Raw genomic sequence first — 15,790 nt, 5'->3', positions numbered from 1 at the left:
ATCGGGTCACAGCGGCACGGTGGCCCGTTTTGTGAATGTTTAATGCGCAAGCATCGAAGCCCGAGAACCCCACCGCGGATATCCGGCGCAATACCTCTGCGCGACAATATTTTTCAGTACCGAACTTCGGTAAATTACAACAATGTGCTGAACCTTCGGGTACCGAGCCGAACGTCCCGGCTTCCGGTGGTCAGCGCACCGTCACGAGCGGGTCCTCCGACACCTGGCTCGCGAAACCGTCCGGCCCGACCGGGATCTCGCCCGCGATCGTGACGCGGCGCACTCGCCGCGCCGTGTGGCCGTAGTCGTCGACGGCGTAGTGCGAGGTCGCTCGGTTGTCCCAGATCAGGACGTCGCCCGACCGCCAGCGATGCCGCAGCGTCAGTTCGGGCTGCTCGATGTGGCGGTACAGCAGATCCAGCAGTCCGTCGCTCTCGATGCGAGACAACCCGACCAGGTGCGAGGTGAAACCGCGGTTCACGAACAGCCCGCGCCGGCCGGTGCGCGGGTCGACCCGGACCACCGGGTGGATGACCGGCGCGACCCGGTCGGCAGCGGCCCGCAGGTCGGCGGCGTCGGCGCGCGACAGGCCGGTGTCGAAGGGCTCACCCCAGTAGGCCAGGGGCGCGATGCGGTGCACGGCCCGCAGCTGGTCGACCGCGGCGCGCAACGGTGCGGACAGGGCGTCGTAGGCGGAGTGCAGGTCGGCGAACAAGGTGTCGCCGCCGAATTCCGGCACGATGTCGGCGACCAGGATCGCGGCCGCGTGGGGACGCGCGATGAAGGTGACGTCGGTGTGCCACCGGGCATTTCGGCCACCGGATTCGCCGTCCAGGACGAGGATCTCCGGATGGCCCGGCAGCCCGGGGAGTACCGGGTGCGCGGGTGTGGGCTCACCCAGGACCCGCGCCAGGGCGACCTGCGCGCCCGGAGCAAGGTCCTGGTCGCGCACCGCGAGTACCCGATACGCCGCGAGCAGTGCCGGGATCTGCGCGGCGGCCGCGGAATCGGCGAGGTCGAGCCCGGTCAGCTCGGCACCGAACGTCCCGGTGAGCCGGGTCACCGACCAGGTTGCGGCGTGGGTCACGGTGGGCTCCTGAGTGTTTCGGCGGTTCGATCGGCCCGATCGCGCTTCGGATCGTAGGCACGAAGCGGTCCGCCGCGCGTCGGACTGCCGGAGCGCGCGGCATATTCGGGTTGCCACTGTCGCCCCGAGGCACATCGGTAGGCCATGTTTTCGATCACCGTGATCGGATCGCCGACCGTTTCCGCCGTCACGCGCACGCAGCGCATCGACAGCCGACATCGCCAACCGTGGCGAGCGTTCTCCTGCCGTTGGTAGCGTGGTATGAGCTCGTCCAAACACCTTGTGTGACAGCACTTTCCATCCAATCGCGCCCACAAGGCGCCAGAAAGGCCTGCCGATGTCGCCACAACCACCGGCCGGGACCTCCCCGGCAGCCGCCTGTCCGCTGCCGACCGGCACCGCCCGCCGCCTGGACATCGAACCGGAACTGGTCCGGCTGCGCGACGGCGAAGGGCTGGCTCGGGTTTCGATGCGCTACGGCGGTGACGCGTGGCTCTGCGCCCGGCACGACGACGTCAAGGCGTCACTGTCGGACGAGCGGTTCAGCCGTGCGGCCGCCGTCGATGCCGATGTGCCACGGTCGATTCCGTTGCCGCCTTCCGATCCCAATCTGGTCGTCATGGACGGTGCGGAGCACGCGCGGCTGCGGCGGCTGGCGGCGGGCGCGTTCACCCATCGGCGCATGGAGCAGCTGCGCCCGCGGGTGCAGGAGGTAGTCGACACCCTGCTGGACCGGATGATCGCGCAGGGGCCGCCCGCCGACCTGGTGCGGGATCTCGCTCTGCCGCTACCGATCACGATGATCTGCGAATTGCTCGGGGTGCCGTACGAGGACCGGGATCAGTTCGGCACCTGGACGGATACGGTGCTCGCGCTCTCGGCCTACTCCCCCGAGCAGATCTTCGCCGCGCGGGAGGAACTCAAGACCTACCTGACCGAGCTGGTGGCGCGCCGCCGCGCGCAGCCCGCCGACGACGTGCTCAGCACCCTGGTCGAAGCCCGCGACGAACACGACGAACTCACCGAGGACGAACTGGTCCAGTTCGGCGTGACGCTGCTGATCGCCGGCTACGAGACCACCGTCAACCAGATCGGCAACTTCACCTACACCCTGCTCACGCACCCGGATCAACTGGACCTGTTGCGCGCGGACCCGGCGCTGCTGCCGACCGCGATCGAGGAACTGCTGCGGTTCACGCCGATGGCCACCAGTCCGCTGCTCAGCCGGATCGCATTGGAGGACACCGAATTGGGCGGCACGCTGGTGGCGGCCGGCGACGCCGTGGTGGCGCACAATCCGGCCGCCAACCGCGACCCGGCCGTCTTCGACCGCCCCGACGAACTCGACCTCACCCGCCGCCACAACCCACACCTCGCCTTCGGCTACGGCCCACACCACTGCCTGGGCGCCCACCTGGCCCGCATCGAGCTACAGGTCGCCATCGGGACGCTGTTCCACCGGCTGCCCACCCTCCGGTTCGCCGTACCGGTCGACGACCTGCCGTTCCGCCGGGGCCGAATGTTCCGCGGCCTGGAGTCGCTGCCGGTCACCTGGTGAACTGCCGGCGGCTCAGGCGATCTCGGCACCGGACGGCATCAGCGTGGCCGTGGCGGCGGGCTCGATATAGACCATGCGCTGCTGCCACTCACCGTCGCAGACGTCCGCACGCCAGGACTTGTTCCAGCCGAACGGCATCTGATGGGTCGCGAAACCGTTCTCCCGCAATCGATTCGCGAGGGCATCGAGGGCCTGGGACGCCGTCGCCGCGGTCGGCCGCAGCTTCGGCCGGGCCAGATGCGAGAAGCCGTTGAGGACGATCTGGGTCGCCCCCGTTTTGCGGGCGATGCGCCGGATCGCTTTCGCCGCAGCGGTAGTCGCCCGCGGATCGCCCTCTTCGATCCCGACGAGCAGGAACACGCAGTCGGTGAACCGGTAGGTCTGCCCGCGCGAGCCCGGATCCAGTTCGGCCGCGCCCGGCCCCGGTGTGGTCAGCGAGTACTCGAACGTCCGGCAGCGCTGGCACAGGATATTCATGCCGATCCTCGGGGTGGCGTAGCAGCGGCGCGGACCGTAGTCCGGACCGGCCGCGACGCAATCTAGGCGCCGATCGGCCATCGACGCAACTGGAACTTCCCAGCACTGGATTGCGGCATCGCTGTGATCGGAGGCGCGCGCTGCCGAATTGCTCGCGAGTACCGCGTCGGTCGGCTCGATCGGCAAGGCGGTGGGGTATACCTCCGGGGCGGGCTTCTTCCGCCTTCGCCCGCGAATCCGGGACCGCGCCGCACGCCTGCGAGCCGACGCGGTCGTGGGACCGTCCCGCAGTTTCCCCTTCCCGTACGGAGAGGTTCGGATCATGCGTTTGTCCCGCACTGTCCTTGCTGCGCTGGTTTCCGTGCTGCCGGTCGCAGCCGCGCCGACGGCGGTCGCGGCACCCGGCGACGGCATCCTCGACCGCGAGATCTCGTTCACGGTCCACAATGTGAACGCCTCGGGCGTGCCGTGTGGAACCGACGGCGGCACCTACACCGTCCACGGTCATCTCACCGGTCCGGCGGACGCGCTCGCCGGGAGCACCGCCCCCAGTGTGTCGCTGTACATCCACGGTCTCGAAGTGGGCGAATGGTTCTGGCATTTCGACGCGGTACCCGCCTACAACCATGTGCGGGAGATGGCGGCCCGTGGCCACGTGTCGGTCTCCGTCGACCGGATCGGCTACGGCGCCGCCGACGGGGCGCCCGGCGATCTCAGCTGTGTGGGTGGGCAGGCGACGGTCGCCCACCAGATCGTGCAGGACCTGCGCTCGGGGAACTACGCGGCCGACGGTGGCGCGGTCGCGTTCGACCGGGTGGCGCTGCTGGGCCATTCGCTGGGCGGCGCGGTCGCCCAGGTCGAGGCCTATTCGTTCGGTGACGTCGATGCCGTCGGCGTGCTGGCCTATTCCGATCTGGCCCTGACTCCCGAACAGCTGGCCGGCAGCCTCACGTGGGGAGCCCACTGCCTGACCGGCGGGGAACCGTCGGCGGCCGGCGCACCCGGGTACTCCTACCTGACACCGAATGTCGAAGCGTTCCAACAGGATTTCCTCGCCCAGTCCCCGCCCGACGTGCTGGCCGCCGCCCTCCCGCTGCGGGCGATCAACCCGTGCGGCGACATGACCTCACTGGTCGAGGCGACCCTCATCGATCCGGCGCGCCTGGGCTCGATCCACGTGCCGGTGCTGGTCCTGACCGGCTCCCAGGACCGGGTCTTCGACGTGAATCGCGCTCGCTTCCAAGGCAATCTGTTCACCGGCACCTCGGATGTGACGACCGACGTCGTCGACGGTGCCACCCACGGACTGACCCTGGAGCCGACCGCCGCGCAGGTCCGCGACGATCTCGACGGCTGGCTCGATTCGCACGGATTCTGAGCGCCGCGATCGGCGAACTCCGGCGGAATCTACCCGCAATCATCGATTCAATCAATGATTGAATCGATGATTTAATCTGTGCTTTGCTTGCTCCGAAATGCCGACCGTCACAACTCACCCGAAGGTCCGACCATGAGCAAGCGAGTGTCCGGAAAAGTCGCCCTCGTCAGTGGAGGTGCGCGTGGCATGGGCGCGGCGCACGCCCGCGCCCTCGTCGCGCACGGAGCCGAGGTGGTCATCGGCGACCTCCTCGACGACGAGGGCAAAGCGCTGGCGACCGAACTGGGCGACCGGGCCCGATTCGTCCACCTCGACGTCACCGACCCCGAAGACTGGAAGCGGGCCGTCGACGTAGCGGTCGAGGAATTCGGCTCGCTGTCCGTGCTGGTGAACAACGCCGGCATCGTCAACGGCAACACCCTCGTCGACTTCGAACTCGCCGCCTGGCAGCAGATCGTCGACATCAACCTGACCGGCACGTTCCTCGGCATCCAAGCGGCGGCCCGGGTCATGATCGGGGCCGGCGCCGGCTCGATCGTCAACATCTCGTCGGTGGAGGGCTTCCGCGGCAGCCCCGGCCTGCACGGCTACACCGCCACCAAGTTCGCGGTGCGCGGCCTGACCAAATCGGCGGCACTCGAGTTGGCGCAGTACAACATTCGCGTCAACTCGGTACACCCCGGCATGGTCCGCACCCCCATGACCGAGGGCATCCCCGAAGACTTCCTGCAGATCCCGCTCGGCCGCGCCGCCGAGGCCGACGAGGTCGCGAACCTGATCGTGTACCTGGCCAGCGACGAATCGAGCTACACCACCGGCACCGAACACGTCATCGACGGCGGATTGATCGTGGGTGTGCCCCACAAGACGTTCTCCTGATCACGAGCTACCACCACCCCAGCACCGGTTGCAGCCGGCGGCCCAGCGGCTCGGCCAGCGAACGCGAGTAGCTGGCGCTGAGGTGGTGCTCATCGTGGTACACGAGGATGTTTCCCGCGGTGACCGGGCAGACATCCGGATCGCAGATCGCGTCGGTGAGATCGATCGGGAACACCGTGGGGAACCGGGACGCCGGCTCCTCCTGCGGGTCGATCGGGTCGAGGGCGTCGGTGCGGCGCATGCCGCAGCTGATCCGGTCCCCGCCGGCGGCGAGACAATCGGACGCCTTGTAGCGCACGCCACCGCGGCGCAGCCACGGGGTGTCGCGGATCGTGATCACGTTCAGGCCGCGATCGGCCAGCGCCGACCACACCTGCAGGTATTCCTCCGGCGTCTCGTCGCCGCCCGCGTCGCGGGGGCGGGTGCCGGTGGTGAACACCCAGTCGGGCCGGTCGGTGCCGAGCCGGTCGATCACGTCCCGCGACCAGTCCCGGCAGTCCGGATTGGATTCGCCCTTGTAGGAGACGGCGTCGGCCAGGGTCAGCGGGCACCCCATCTTGAGATACACCTGGATCCGGAAACCGTGCTCGGCGGCCAGGATCTGCAGGGCCGGCAGCCAGTGCTCGGCGTGCGAGCTGCCGACCACGGCGAGCGTGCGGGTGGCCTGCGGGTCACCGTAGGTGCAGGAGACGACCGGACGGGTGTCCCAGTCGGCGATGCAGCCGTCACCGGTCGGGGGCGGCAGATCCGCCGAGGCCTGCGACACCGTGGGCCGCAGCGGCGCGTCCGGCACCGGTACCCCCGCGTCGAGGGCTTCCGCGCCGGGATAGCGCACGGGATCCAGGATGCCGACCGGCTGCGGCGGATTCACCCACACCGCGGACACCTGCCAGGCGCCGGCCACCGACACCACCACCAGCGCCACCGCGGCCAGCGCGTACTCACCGGGCCGGCGGTGGCGCCGCGCTGCGCGAACGGTGCGATCGGCGGGGCGGCGCAGCGGTTCCTCGACCCAGCGGTGCGTGGCGACGGCCAGCAGCACCGACACCGCGATGACGGCGGTCCCGTCCACCAGCCCGGCGTGCGGCCGGGCCTGCTGGGCCAGATAGAAGATCAGGATCGGCCAGTGCCACAGATACAGCGGGTAGGCGATGTCGCCCAGCCGGCGCGCCCAGTGTCCGGCGAGCAGGCGGTTCGGCACCGGCCACGCCGCTTCGGGCAGGTTGCCGGCCGACACGATCAGCGCCGCGGCCGCGCACACCGGCAGCAGCGCCGCCGGGCCCGGAAAACGCGCGGCACCGTCGGGAATCACCCACCCGCACAACAACACCGACGCGATACCGGCAGTGGCGAGCACGATCCGGACCAGCCGGGCGGGCCGCAGATACGGGCCGGCCAACGCCAGGCCGGCCCCGGCCAGCAGCTCCCAGGCTCGCGCGCCCGAGTCGTAGTAGTTCCAGCCCTGCGCGGTCGTGTGGCCGTGCACGGCGTAGCCGAACGAAACCAGCGCCGCGCCCACCACGATCACCGGCAGCACGATCCGCCGCAGGTCCGGGTGCCCGGCCCGCCGCGCGACCCACGCGGTCACCGCCACCACGACCGCGGCCACCACATAGAACTGGCCCTGCACCGACATCGACCACAGGTGCTGCAGCGGGCTCACCGACGGGTCGGCGGCCAGATAGTCCGACCAGCTCAGGGCCAGCTGCCAGTTCTGCTGGAAGAACAGCGCGGCCAGCGTCTGCGCCGCGATCCCCGACCACTGGGTGTACGGGCGCAGCACGACCGTGGCGGCGACGATGGCCGCGAGCACCACCACCATCGACGGCAGCAGGCGCCGCGCCGTGCGCCGCAGCACCTGACCCAGGCCGACCGCGGCGGTGGCCTCGGCCCGGCGCACCAGCAGCCCGGTGAAGAAGTAGCCGGACAACACCAGGAACACGTCCACACCGCCGGACACCCGGCCGAACCAGACGTGGAACACCACCACGAGCGCGATCGCGACCCCGCGCAGACCGTCGAGGTCGGTGCGGCGTACCGCCCGCCTACCGGCCGCGGGAAGCGCGGGCCCGGGCAGCGACACGGGTCCACTCCGGATCCGGGAAGTCCTCACCGGTCGGCCGCCCGGCCGCTGCCGCACACACACCGCTGGTTAACCACAGGCCAAGAGCACACGAACAACTCTCCTATCACGTGGTGGTCGCCGAGTTCCACCTGCCGGTTCCGGCGGCCCGCTTTCACCCGGTCAGTGGCACTCCGGCTGGTGCAGCCGAACCGTTCGTCAACGGCCCGGGAGCGAAACCGGCAACCCGAACCACGGCAGCACCCCCTTGTCGAACCGCGTCATGGCACAGATTTTGTCGGCACGCAGGGTGAGCACGAAAAGCCCGGTCGCGGGCCGAGTTCCGGTCGGGTCGCGCAGATAGGCACCGAACGCGGGCTGGCCGTTGGCACGGGACGGAAGCAGATCGAACCGGCGTCCGGAGCCGAAGACGGCCGCACAGAACCGCAGTGCCGCCTCCCGGCCGTGGTACTCGAACGGCAGCGGCGGCATCGAGACGAAGACGTCGTCGGTCAGCAGCTCCAGCAGCGCGGCGAGATCGGCCGACTCGTAGGCCCGCACGAACCGGTCCACCACGCTGTTCTCCACGGCCGAGCCCGCGGCCGGCGGCAGGCCCGGCGCCCGGTGACGACCCAGGTTCGCCCGGGCCCGCTTCAATGCGCTGTGCACGGATTCGACTGTCGCATCGAGCATCTCGGCCACCTGCTGCGCCGGGAAGCCCAGCACGTCGCGCAGGACCAGCACGGCGACCTGCCGCGGCGGCAGCACCTGCAGGGCGGTGACGAAGGCCAGGGAGATGGACTCGGCCTGTTCGATCCGGGCCTCCGGGCCCGCCACCGTCGACCGGATATCCGGGTAGGGCTCCAGCCAGGGCACCTCACCGAGCCGGCTCGGTTCCGGGAAGTCGAGCCCCGCCATCGCCGTCTCCCGGGCCGCGCGCCGGCCGGTGGAGCGGCGGGCGTTCAGGCACCGATTGGTGGCGATCCGGTACAGCCAGGTCCGCAACGACGCGCGGCCGTCGAATCCGGCCAGGCCCTGCCAGGCGGCCAGCAACGTGTCCTGGAGCGCGTCCTCGGCGTCCTGCAGCGAGCCGAGCATCCGGTAGCAGTGCACCTGCAGCTCGTGGTGGTGCGGCCGGGTCAGTTCCCGGAACGCGTCACCGTCACCCGCGCGCGCCCGCGCCAGCACAGCGGTCTCGGCCATTAACGGCACCTCTTCCTGCATGTCGTAGCGGTTTCCCGGTATGGACACCGGCCGGCGGCCGAATCGGGCGCTCGGATCGCGCCCGATTTCACCGGGCACCGGTGTCTACCCGTTCGGCACACCTCAGCTACGACACAGGAGCACCGCATGGGCACCATCGTGATCTCGACCAACGTAACCCTCGACGGCGTCGTCCAGGACCCCGACGGCCAGGAAGGGTTCGCGCACGGCGGCTGGTTCGGCCGCTTCGGCGGCGCGGACCTCCCCGCCTGGGCCGCCCACGAAACCGAGGAGGCCATGGCAGCGGCCGCGCTCCTGCTGGGCCGGCGCAGCGACGCCTGGTTCGCCGCCCGGTGGTCGGAGCGGACCGACCCGTGGGCGAACCGGCTCAACAGCATGCCGAAATACGTCGTCTCCGCGACACTGGAGAAAGCCGCGTGGCAGAACTCGACCGTACTGAGCGGCGAAGTGGTGCAACAGGTTTCGAAGCTGAAGGCGGAAATCGACGGTGAGATCGTCGTATACGCGAGCTATCGGCTGACCCGCGCCCTCATCGAGCACGGGCTGGCCGATCAGCTGCGACTGGTCACCCTTCCGGTCGTGCTCGGCACCGGTGAGCGGCTGTTCCAGGACATCTCGGCCGCGCGACCGGCCCGGCTGATCGACGTGCGGACCATCGGCGAGGGCCTGGTGTTCTACGCCTACGACCTCACCGGGAACGCCGACCACTCCTGATCCGTTCCCGCACTGCCCGGTGCGGACCGTCCATCGGGCAGTGCCAGGATCGCCCCGAAAGCCCTTGCCGCGTAAGGTTCGTACCGCGCCGGCCCGAAAGGTCCTGCCGCTGCGGCGATCCCGTAAGACCCGCGGCGGCGGCGTACCGCGCCGATCAGGCGTGGCCGTACAGGAAAGTGTTGTACAGCGCGGTGGCCACCGCGAGATCACCCGCGGCAGAGGGATGGAACGGGGCGCCGGTGAAGTCGGCCCGCGGGTCGAGCACACCGTTGACCCACGGCTGCGGTGAGCACAGCCCGTGCCCGGCGGTCACCGCGCGGGTATCGAAGTACTCCAAGCCCAGCTGTTGCGCCGCATCGCGTTTCGCCTGATCGATGCGCTCGTAGTACTCGAGGACCGGCCCGGCGTGCCGCTGGGCGACCGGGAGGCCGAGCGGATCGACGCACAACGCTTCCGTTCCGGGCGCGGCCATCTCGGGATAGCCCATCAGCACGATGTGCGCGTTGGGCGCGTAGTACTTGATGTAGGCGACGACCTTGCTGATCTTCTCGGCGTAGGCGGCACCGGTCACACCGCTCATGTCCGGTGTGCGGCCCGCGGCGACGGCCTCGGCGTCGCAACCCTCGATCAGGTCGTATTCACAGCCCTGGAACGCGGCGGCCAGGCCACCCGGCACACCCCAGCTGTCGTTCATGCCGAGCTGGATGGCGACCAGCTGGGTCTGCGGGCCGAAAGCGTTCTCCGCGTCCGCATCCCGGGCTTCCTGCAGCAGGGTGTAGTGCTCGGTGCTCTCGATCATCGCGCCGGGGCAGGAGTGGTCCGACACCTGGTCGGTGCCGGCGAGACCCAGCAGGCCGCGCAGCTGCGACGGCCACGCGGACGCCCCGTGGTAGCAGCTCGACAGCTGGCCGGTCAGCGCCGCATCGACCGCGTCCCCGTGCGCTGCATACGAATCACCAAGTACCACAACTTTTTTGCCGGGCGCGCCCGGATCGGCGGCCTGCGCCAGCCCCGCGGTCCCGATCGAGGCGGTCACCGCCACGACCGCCGTGCACACCCGAGCTGTGATCGAACCGAGGCCTGCCATGCTGTGAGATCCCCCATCGGAATGCGATTATCCGCCCGCAGGATACACGCAGAACAAGGACAACCCGTATCTATCGGACGGCGATCGGATCGCATCCGGAAAGTCCGGTGAGCCGCGGCCCCGGCCGAGCACGTCTGGGCCGCGGGAAGAGTTGCAACACAGGAAATTTCCCGTCGCCGCGCGAAGGCGATGTCGTCACGAAACGGCACAGTTCCATCGGATATCCGCAGGTCGCGGTTTCCTGATGACATGAGCAGGAAATTACGCACCACCGCCGCGGTGACCGTACTGGCCACCGTCGCACTGTCTTTCGGGATCGGCTCCGCCCACGCCGATCCGGTGCCCGCACCGATCGCCTCCCCCGCCGACAACCAGGCGGCCCTGGGCACCCTCTCCACCCTGCTGGGCGCGGCGACCGGAGTCGGCGGATTCCTCGGGACGGCCAGCGGCGCGGCCGGCGGCGCGATCCTCGGCTGCCTCCTCGGACTGCCGGCCTCGGGCGTCGGCTGCCTGCCCGCGGCGACCGCCGGCGCCGGAATCGGCGGCGTCCTGGGCACGCTGTCGGCCGGCGGGCCTACCCTGATCATCGCGGGAATCCCGGTGATCGGCACGCTGCTGGCCCCGGACACCTCGCAACAGCCGCCGGCACCGCAGTAACCGGACGTCCCGGACCCGGAACATCCACCACCTGGTTGGATGGGGGTCGTGTCCAGTGTCCCCTACCGCTTCATCGAACCCCAGCGCATCGACGTGATGCTCCCGGCCTGGGTCGACCGGCTGCCCCCGCAGTACGACACCGTCGTCGGTTACACGGACCTGGGCAACGCCTTCCTGTTCAGCACCCGCACCGGCGAGTACGGCATTTTCGACCCGTACAGTCCCGGCGTCAAGAGCTACGGGGCGCACACCGATCTGGACACGTTCGTCGACCGCGTGCTGTTCGATCCCGGCGTCGTCACCTACGTGCTGCAACCAGGACACGTCGCCGAGATCCGGCGGCGGCTCGGACCGCTGCAGCCCGGCGAGGTCTACATCGCGACGCCGTACCCCTTCCTGGGTGGCTCGGAGACCCCCGACGCCTATCAGAAGGGCGGCGTCTGGTCCTTCTTCGACCTGGTGGCGCAGGCACACGACCCCGAGTAGCCGACTGCCCGATCGGGTTGTCCTGTGCGAGAATTCCGTTCGTGACGAACTCGGTGTCCGATCAGGTGACCGCGGCGCTCGAACCCTGGGCCGGTGATCTCGGCGCCGACCGCGACGCCTACACCCACCACGTCGTCCGGGTGCTGCTGCTGTGTGACGCGCTGTACGTCGCGGCGGACGCGGACGGGCCCGCGCCCAGTGCCCGGCCCGAACTGCTCGTCGCCGCCGTCTGCCACGATCTCGGCGTCTGGACGGCCGGTACCTTCGACTATCTGCCGCCGTCGGTGGAGCTGGCTCGCGCCCGGCTGGCCGCCGACGGTCGCGCCGCCGACACCGCGTTCGTCACCGAGGTCATCGAACAGCACCACAAGCTGCGGCCCGCGGGCTCCTCGTCCGATCCGGTCGAGATCTTCCGCCGCGCCGACGCGATCGACCTCACCCTGGGCTTACGCAGCTTCGGCCTGCCGCGAGCCGTCTACCGGGACCTGTTGCGCGCCTTCCCCTCTCGCGGCTTCCACCGCCGGATCGCCCGGCTCGCCGCGACCCGGGCGCTCACCCACCCGCTGTCGCCGGCACCGATGCTGAAGTGGTGACCAGCCGGGCGGGCGGCGCCGGCTCGAGCAGGGCGGTGGCCATGGCGCGGGCCTTCACCAGCGTCTCCTGATACTCCTCCACCGGATCCGACAGCAGCGTGATCGCGCCGCCGACCCCGAACGACACCCGGTCCCCGGTGACCACAACGGTCCGGATCACGATGCTCAGCTGCGCGGCGCCCGAGAGCGAGAACCAGCCCAGCGCACCGGAATACACGCCGCGGGCGGCACCCTCCAGCTCACCGATCAGGGCGGTGGTGCGCAATTTCGGTGCGCCGGTCATGGATCCGCCGGGGAAGGCGGCACGAGCGCAGTCGATGGCGCCGACCCCGGGTGCCAGCTCACCGCGAATGGTGCTGACCAATTGGTGTACCGGAGCATAGGTTTCGATCGTGAACAGCTCGGTGACCCGGACCGATCCGATCCGGCACACCCGGCCCAGGTCGTTGCGCAGCAGGTCCACGATCATGAGGTTCTCGGCGCGATCCTTCTCGCTGGCCGCCAGGTCCGCCCGCAGTCGGGCATCCGCGGCGGCGGTCCGCCCGCGCGGCCGGGTGCCCTTGATCGGGGACGACTCCACCACCCCGTCCGGGGTCACCCGCAGGAACGATTCCGGTGACGCCGACAGCACCGCGACCTCGCCGAAGGTCAGGTAGGCGGCGTAGGGCACCGGGCTGAGTTCCCGCAACCGCAGGTAGGTGGTCAGCGGATCGACCGAGCGGCGAGCGGTCGCGGTATTGGTCAGGCAGATCTCGTAGGACTCGCCGGCACGGATGTAGTCCTGGCAGCGCCGGATCAACGCCAGGTATTCGCCGCGGTCGTGCCGGAACTCGAAATGCTCCTCGATCCGCGCCGAATCCACGGGGCGCGTAAGCAATTCGGATCGGCCACCGGACATCGGGGTGGTGCCGGTCCGGGCGGCGAGTTCCGCGACGGCGTGGCGGGTGCGGGCGAACCACTCCTCGGCCCGTTCCGCGCTATACGCGGGATCGGTGTCGGAGACCAGCGCCAGCAGGTACACCGCACCGGCGGTCTCGTCCACCACCACCGCTCGGTCGGCGAAAATATATGCGGCGTCGGGTGTTTCGGCCGCGGCCGGGTTGGGCGAACCCGCCGACTGGGCCTTCATCTCGTAGCCGAGGTAGCCGACGTAGCCGAGCGCGAAGTCGAACGGTAGTTCCGGGCAGGGCGCGACCGCGCGCGCGGCCGTCTCGGCGCGCAGGAACTCGAAGAAGTCGGGCACCGGACGGTCGGTCACCACGCCCCCGCGACGATGCCGCAGGACAGCGGAATCGACGTCGTAGCTGAACCATTCGCCGGTGTCGGGATCGCAGCCGCCCATGATGCCGAAGCGGGCACCGTCGCGGCCGGGCAGGCTGGTGTCGAGCCAGAAGGCGGGGTTCCGGCCGGCGAACAGCAGCTCGAACAGCTCTTCGCTGGGCACCGCGGTGTCGAACGATTCGTAGGCCAGCTGGTAACCGGTCGGCGGCGCCGGCTCGGGCGCGATCTGGGAGGCGTTGCCGCCCTGGCTGATCCGTTCGGGGTTCGCGGCGAGCGCACAGAAGTTGGCGGCGATCCGCGCGCCGTACTCGGTCAGGATCGATTCGGGATGGAACTGCACACCCCACAGCGGACGTTCGGTGTGCCGCAGCCCCATGATCTCGCCGGCGTCGGTCCAGGCGATCGCGCGGAGCCGCGGCCCCAGTTCGGTGAGGATCAGCGAGTGGTAGCGGACCACCGAGAATTCTTGCGGCACACCGTCGAACAGCACGTCCGAGTCGTGGCGGACCACCGAGGTGCGGCCGTGCATGGGATGCTCGGCCCGCACCAGCGTGCCCCCGTAGGCGACGCCGATCCCCTGGTGCCCCAGGCACACTCCCAGCACCGGGCCGCCGAACCGTTCCAGCACGGTGGCGCAGATACCGAAATCCGCTGCCCGCGTGGGATTTCCCGGGCCGGGTGACAGCACGACACCGTCGAAGGAATCGAGGTCCACCGCGTCGATGTCGGCATCGTTGGGCACGACGACCACCGTCACACCGGCGACCTCGCTCATCATCTGCACCAGATTGAAGGTGAACGAGTCGTAGTTGTCGACGATCAAGATCCGAGTCACAGGCCAGCCCTCACAACATCCGCTCCCGCTGAGTCACGGCCGGACATCTTGTTGCCAGATGATTGCCAGCCGCTGAATCCCGCGCCGCACACCGGCGCCGATCCAGGGGAACAACGCAGGTTACCACTCGCCTGTCGCACCGATTGCGTGCAGGTCGCCGGAAGGTGACGGAGGCCACTGCCGCACCGCACGCACCGGACCGACCGTACGGATATGAGAAGGTACCGACGGCTCACCACGGAACCGGAGGAATTTGATGGCATTCGGCGACTACCAGAACGAAATCTATTTCGCCGGGCTGGCCGGCGTCCAGCCGCCCCTGCCGATGACCTTCACCGAGATCGAGGCCCGCGCCCAGCAGGCCCTGCCGCCGTCGATCTGGTCCTACGTCGCCGGTGGCGCCGGTGACGAACGCACCCAGCGGGCCAACGTCGAAGCCTTCGACAGCTGGGGCCTGATCCCGCGCATGTTCGTCGGCGCCAAGCAGCGCGATCTGAGCGCGAACCTGTTCGGGCTGAACCTGCCGTCGCCGGTGTTCATGGCGCCGGTCGGCGTGATCGGCCTGTGCGCCCAGGACGGGCACGGCGACCTGGCCACCGCCCGCGCGGCCGCCCGCACCGGCGTGCCGATGGTCGCCTCCACCCTCACCGTCGACCCGATGGAGGAGGTCGCCGCGGAGTTCGGTGACACCCCGGGCTTCTTCCAGCTCTACACCCCGACCGACCGCGACCTCGCCGCCAGCCTGGTACGACGCGCCGAGCAGGCCGGCTTCAAGGGCATCGTCGTCACCCTCGACACCTGGGTGACCGGCTGGCGCCCCCGCGACCTGAGCACCAGCAACTTCCCCCAGCTGCGCGGCCACTGCCTGGCTAACTACTTCACCGACCCGGTGTTCCGCGCCGGCCTGGCCCGCACCCCCGAAGAGGATCGGCAGGCCGCCATCCTGCGGTGGATCCAGCTCTTCGGCAACCCGCTGACCTGGGATGATCTGCCCTGGCTGCGCAGCCTGACCGAGCTGCCGCTGATCGTGAAGGGCATCGGCCACCCCGACGACGCCCGCCGCGCGAAGGACCTCGGCGTCGACGGCATCTACTGCTCCAACCACGGCGGCCGCCAGGCCAACGGCGGTCTCCCCGCGCTGGACATGCTGCCCGGTGTGGTCGAGGCCGCCGACGGCCTGCCGGTGCTGTTCGACTCCGGTGTCCGCACGGGCGCCGACATCGTCAAGGCGCTGGCCCTGGGCGCGACCGCGGTCGGCATCGGCCGGCCCTACACCTACGGGCTCGCCCTGGGCGGCGTCGACGGCATCGTGCACGTGCTGCGCGCGCTGCTCGCCGAGGCCGACCTGATCATGGCGGTGGACGGTTACCCGACGCTCGCCGATCTGACTCCCGAGTCGCTGCGCCGCGTCGGCTGATTTCCCCGCGAACGGGCGCAACACACCGGGCCGTGCGGAGCACCGTCCAGCACCC

The 15,790-nt window shown here is 69.8% G+C and carries 14 protein-coding genes; 8 read left to right on the top strand and 6 right to left on the bottom strand.

The window, feature by feature from the left end; translation table 11 throughout:
- Positions 1-190: 190 nt before the first annotated feature.
- Positions 191-1,087, bottom strand: a complete 897-nt coding sequence (locus EBN03_RS12460; RefSeq protein ID WP_199742750.1) for a TauD/TfdA dioxygenase family protein — start codon at positions 1,085-1,087, stop codon at positions 191-193.
- A gap of 337 nt (positions 1,088-1,424) precedes the next feature.
- Here EBN03_RS12460 and EBN03_RS12455 point away from each other — a divergent pair, with 337 nt between their 5' ends.
- Entirely contained in the window at positions 1,425-2,645 is a 1,221-nt protein-coding gene (locus tag EBN03_RS12455) for a cytochrome P450 (protein ID WP_122188141.1), read from the top strand.
- A gap of 12 nt (positions 2,646-2,657) precedes the next feature.
- On the opposite strand, the gene EBN03_RS34095 is transcribed toward EBN03_RS12455, so the two are convergent.
- Positions 2,658-3,122 carry a threonyl-tRNA synthetase editing domain-containing protein gene (locus EBN03_RS34095; protein WP_158675605.1) on the bottom strand — a complete coding sequence of 155 codons (465 nt, stop codon included), beginning with the start codon at positions 3,120-3,122 and terminating at the stop codon, positions 2,658-2,660.
- 322 nt (positions 3,123-3,444) lie between these two features.
- Here EBN03_RS34095 and EBN03_RS12445 point away from each other — a divergent pair, with 322 nt between their 5' ends.
- Together EBN03_RS12445 and EBN03_RS12440 are read left to right on the top strand one after the other, a co-directional pair.
- Positions 3,445-4,500: an alpha/beta hydrolase gene (locus EBN03_RS12445; RefSeq protein ID WP_147471560.1), complete on the top strand. Its 1,056-nt coding sequence runs from the start codon at positions 3,445-3,447 to the stop codon at positions 4,498-4,500.
- 132 nt (positions 4,501-4,632) lie between these two features.
- Positions 4,633-5,379, top strand: coding sequence for a glucose 1-dehydrogenase (locus EBN03_RS12440; RefSeq protein ID WP_122188139.1), 747 nt, complete (start codon positions 4,633-4,635; stop codon positions 5,377-5,379).
- 7 nt (positions 5,380-5,386) lie between these two features.
- Here EBN03_RS12440 and EBN03_RS12435 read toward each other — a convergent pair whose 3' ends face one another.
- The gene (locus EBN03_RS12435; RefSeq protein ID WP_233608334.1) at positions 5,387-7,462 is read right to left on the bottom strand and encodes an acyltransferase family protein; all 2,076 of its coding nucleotides are present in this window, start codon (positions 7,460-7,462) and stop codon (positions 5,387-5,389) included.
- 198 nt (positions 7,463-7,660) lie between these two features.
- Complete coding sequence (locus EBN03_RS12430) at positions 7,661-8,644, bottom strand: RNA polymerase subunit sigma-70 (RefSeq protein ID WP_122188386.1); 984 nt, start codon at positions 8,642-8,644, stop codon at positions 7,661-7,663.
- A 147-nt stretch (positions 8,645-8,791) separates the two neighbouring features.
- Here EBN03_RS12430 and EBN03_RS12425 point away from each other — a divergent pair, with 147 nt between their 5' ends.
- Entirely contained in the window at positions 8,792-9,379 is a 588-nt protein-coding gene (locus tag EBN03_RS12425; protein ID WP_122188138.1) for a dihydrofolate reductase family protein, read from the top strand.
- 154 nt (positions 9,380-9,533) lie between these two features.
- Here EBN03_RS12425 and EBN03_RS12420 read toward each other — a convergent pair whose 3' ends face one another.
- Positions 9,534-10,466, bottom strand: coding sequence for an SGNH/GDSL hydrolase family protein (locus tag EBN03_RS12420; protein ID WP_122188137.1), 933 nt, complete (start codon positions 10,464-10,466; stop codon positions 9,534-9,536).
- A 249-nt stretch (positions 10,467-10,715) separates the two neighbouring features.
- On the opposite strand from EBN03_RS12420, the gene EBN03_RS12415 reads away from it, so the two are divergent.
- From EBN03_RS12415 to EBN03_RS12405, 3 genes are read left to right on the top strand one after another with little or no spacing between them, the layout of a single operon-like run.
- Complete coding sequence (locus EBN03_RS12415; RefSeq protein ID WP_122188136.1) at positions 10,716-11,123, top strand: hypothetical protein; 408 nt, start codon at positions 10,716-10,718, stop codon at positions 11,121-11,123.
- Positions 11,124-11,171: 48 nt separating this feature from the next.
- Positions 11,172-11,609, top strand: a complete 438-nt coding sequence (locus EBN03_RS12410; RefSeq protein ID WP_158675604.1) for a T6SS immunity protein Tdi1 domain-containing protein — start codon at positions 11,172-11,174, stop codon at positions 11,607-11,609.
- A 41-nt stretch (positions 11,610-11,650) separates the two neighbouring features.
- Positions 11,651-12,202 carry a hypothetical protein gene (locus EBN03_RS12405; protein ID WP_122188134.1) on the top strand — a complete coding sequence of 184 codons (552 nt, stop codon included), beginning with the start codon at positions 11,651-11,653 and terminating at the stop codon, positions 12,200-12,202.
- Here EBN03_RS12405 and pabB read toward each other — a convergent pair.
- Complete coding sequence (gene pabB, locus EBN03_RS12400) at positions 12,162-14,318, bottom strand: aminodeoxychorismate synthase component I (protein WP_267899283.1); 2,157 nt, start codon at positions 14,316-14,318, stop codon at positions 12,162-12,164. The two genes, EBN03_RS12405 and pabB, sit on opposite strands and share 41 nt — an antisense overlap.
- Before the next feature lie 256 nt (positions 14,319-14,574).
- Between pabB and EBN03_RS12395 the strand changes: the two genes are divergently transcribed.
- Positions 14,575-15,735 carry an alpha-hydroxy-acid oxidizing protein gene (locus tag EBN03_RS12395; protein ID WP_122188133.1) on the top strand — a complete coding sequence of 387 codons (1,161 nt, stop codon included), beginning with the start codon at positions 14,575-14,577 and terminating at the stop codon, positions 15,733-15,735.
- Positions 15,736-15,790 lie beyond the last annotated feature (55 nt).

The sequence above is a fragment of the Nocardia stercoris genome (assembly GCF_003696265.1).
Classification (GTDB): Bacteria; Actinomycetota; Actinomycetes; order Mycobacteriales; family Mycobacteriaceae; genus Nocardia; species Nocardia stercoris.
This window is presented reverse-complemented; position numbering and strand designations above follow the sequence as displayed.

What these genes read in the sequence shown, in the direction of transcription:
- EBN03_RS12455 (WP_122188141.1), top strand. Translation starts at nt 1,425, where the DNA reads ATGTCGCCACAACCACCGGCCGGGACCTCCCCGGCAGCCGCCTGTCCG.
- EBN03_RS12440 (WP_122188139.1), top strand. Translation starts at nt 4,633, where the DNA reads ATGAGCAAGCGAGTGTCCGGAAAAGTCGCCCTCGTCAGTGGAGGTGCG.
- EBN03_RS34095 (WP_158675605.1), bottom strand. Translation starts at nt 3,122, where the DNA reads ATGAATATCCTGTGCCAGCGCTGCCGGACGTTCGAGTACTCGCTGACC.
- EBN03_RS12445 (WP_147471560.1), top strand. Translation starts at nt 3,445, where the DNA reads ATGCGTTTGTCCCGCACTGTCCTTGCTGCGCTGGTTTCCGTGCTGCCG.
- EBN03_RS12430 (WP_122188386.1), bottom strand. Translation starts at nt 8,644, where the DNA reads ATGGCCGAGACCGCTGTGCTGGCGCGGGCGCGCGCGGGTGACGGTGAC.
- EBN03_RS12420 (WP_122188137.1), bottom strand. Translation starts at nt 10,466, where the DNA reads ATGGCAGGCCTCGGTTCGATCACAGCTCGGGTGTGCACGGCGGTCGTG.
- EBN03_RS12395 (WP_122188133.1), top strand. Translation starts at nt 14,575, where the DNA reads ATGGCATTCGGCGACTACCAGAACGAAATCTATTTCGCCGGGCTGGCC.
- EBN03_RS12415 (WP_122188136.1), top strand. Translation starts at nt 10,716, where the DNA reads ATGAGCAGGAAATTACGCACCACCGCCGCGGTGACCGTACTGGCCACC.
- EBN03_RS12425 (WP_122188138.1), top strand. Translation starts at nt 8,792, where the DNA reads ATGGGCACCATCGTGATCTCGACCAACGTAACCCTCGACGGCGTCGTC.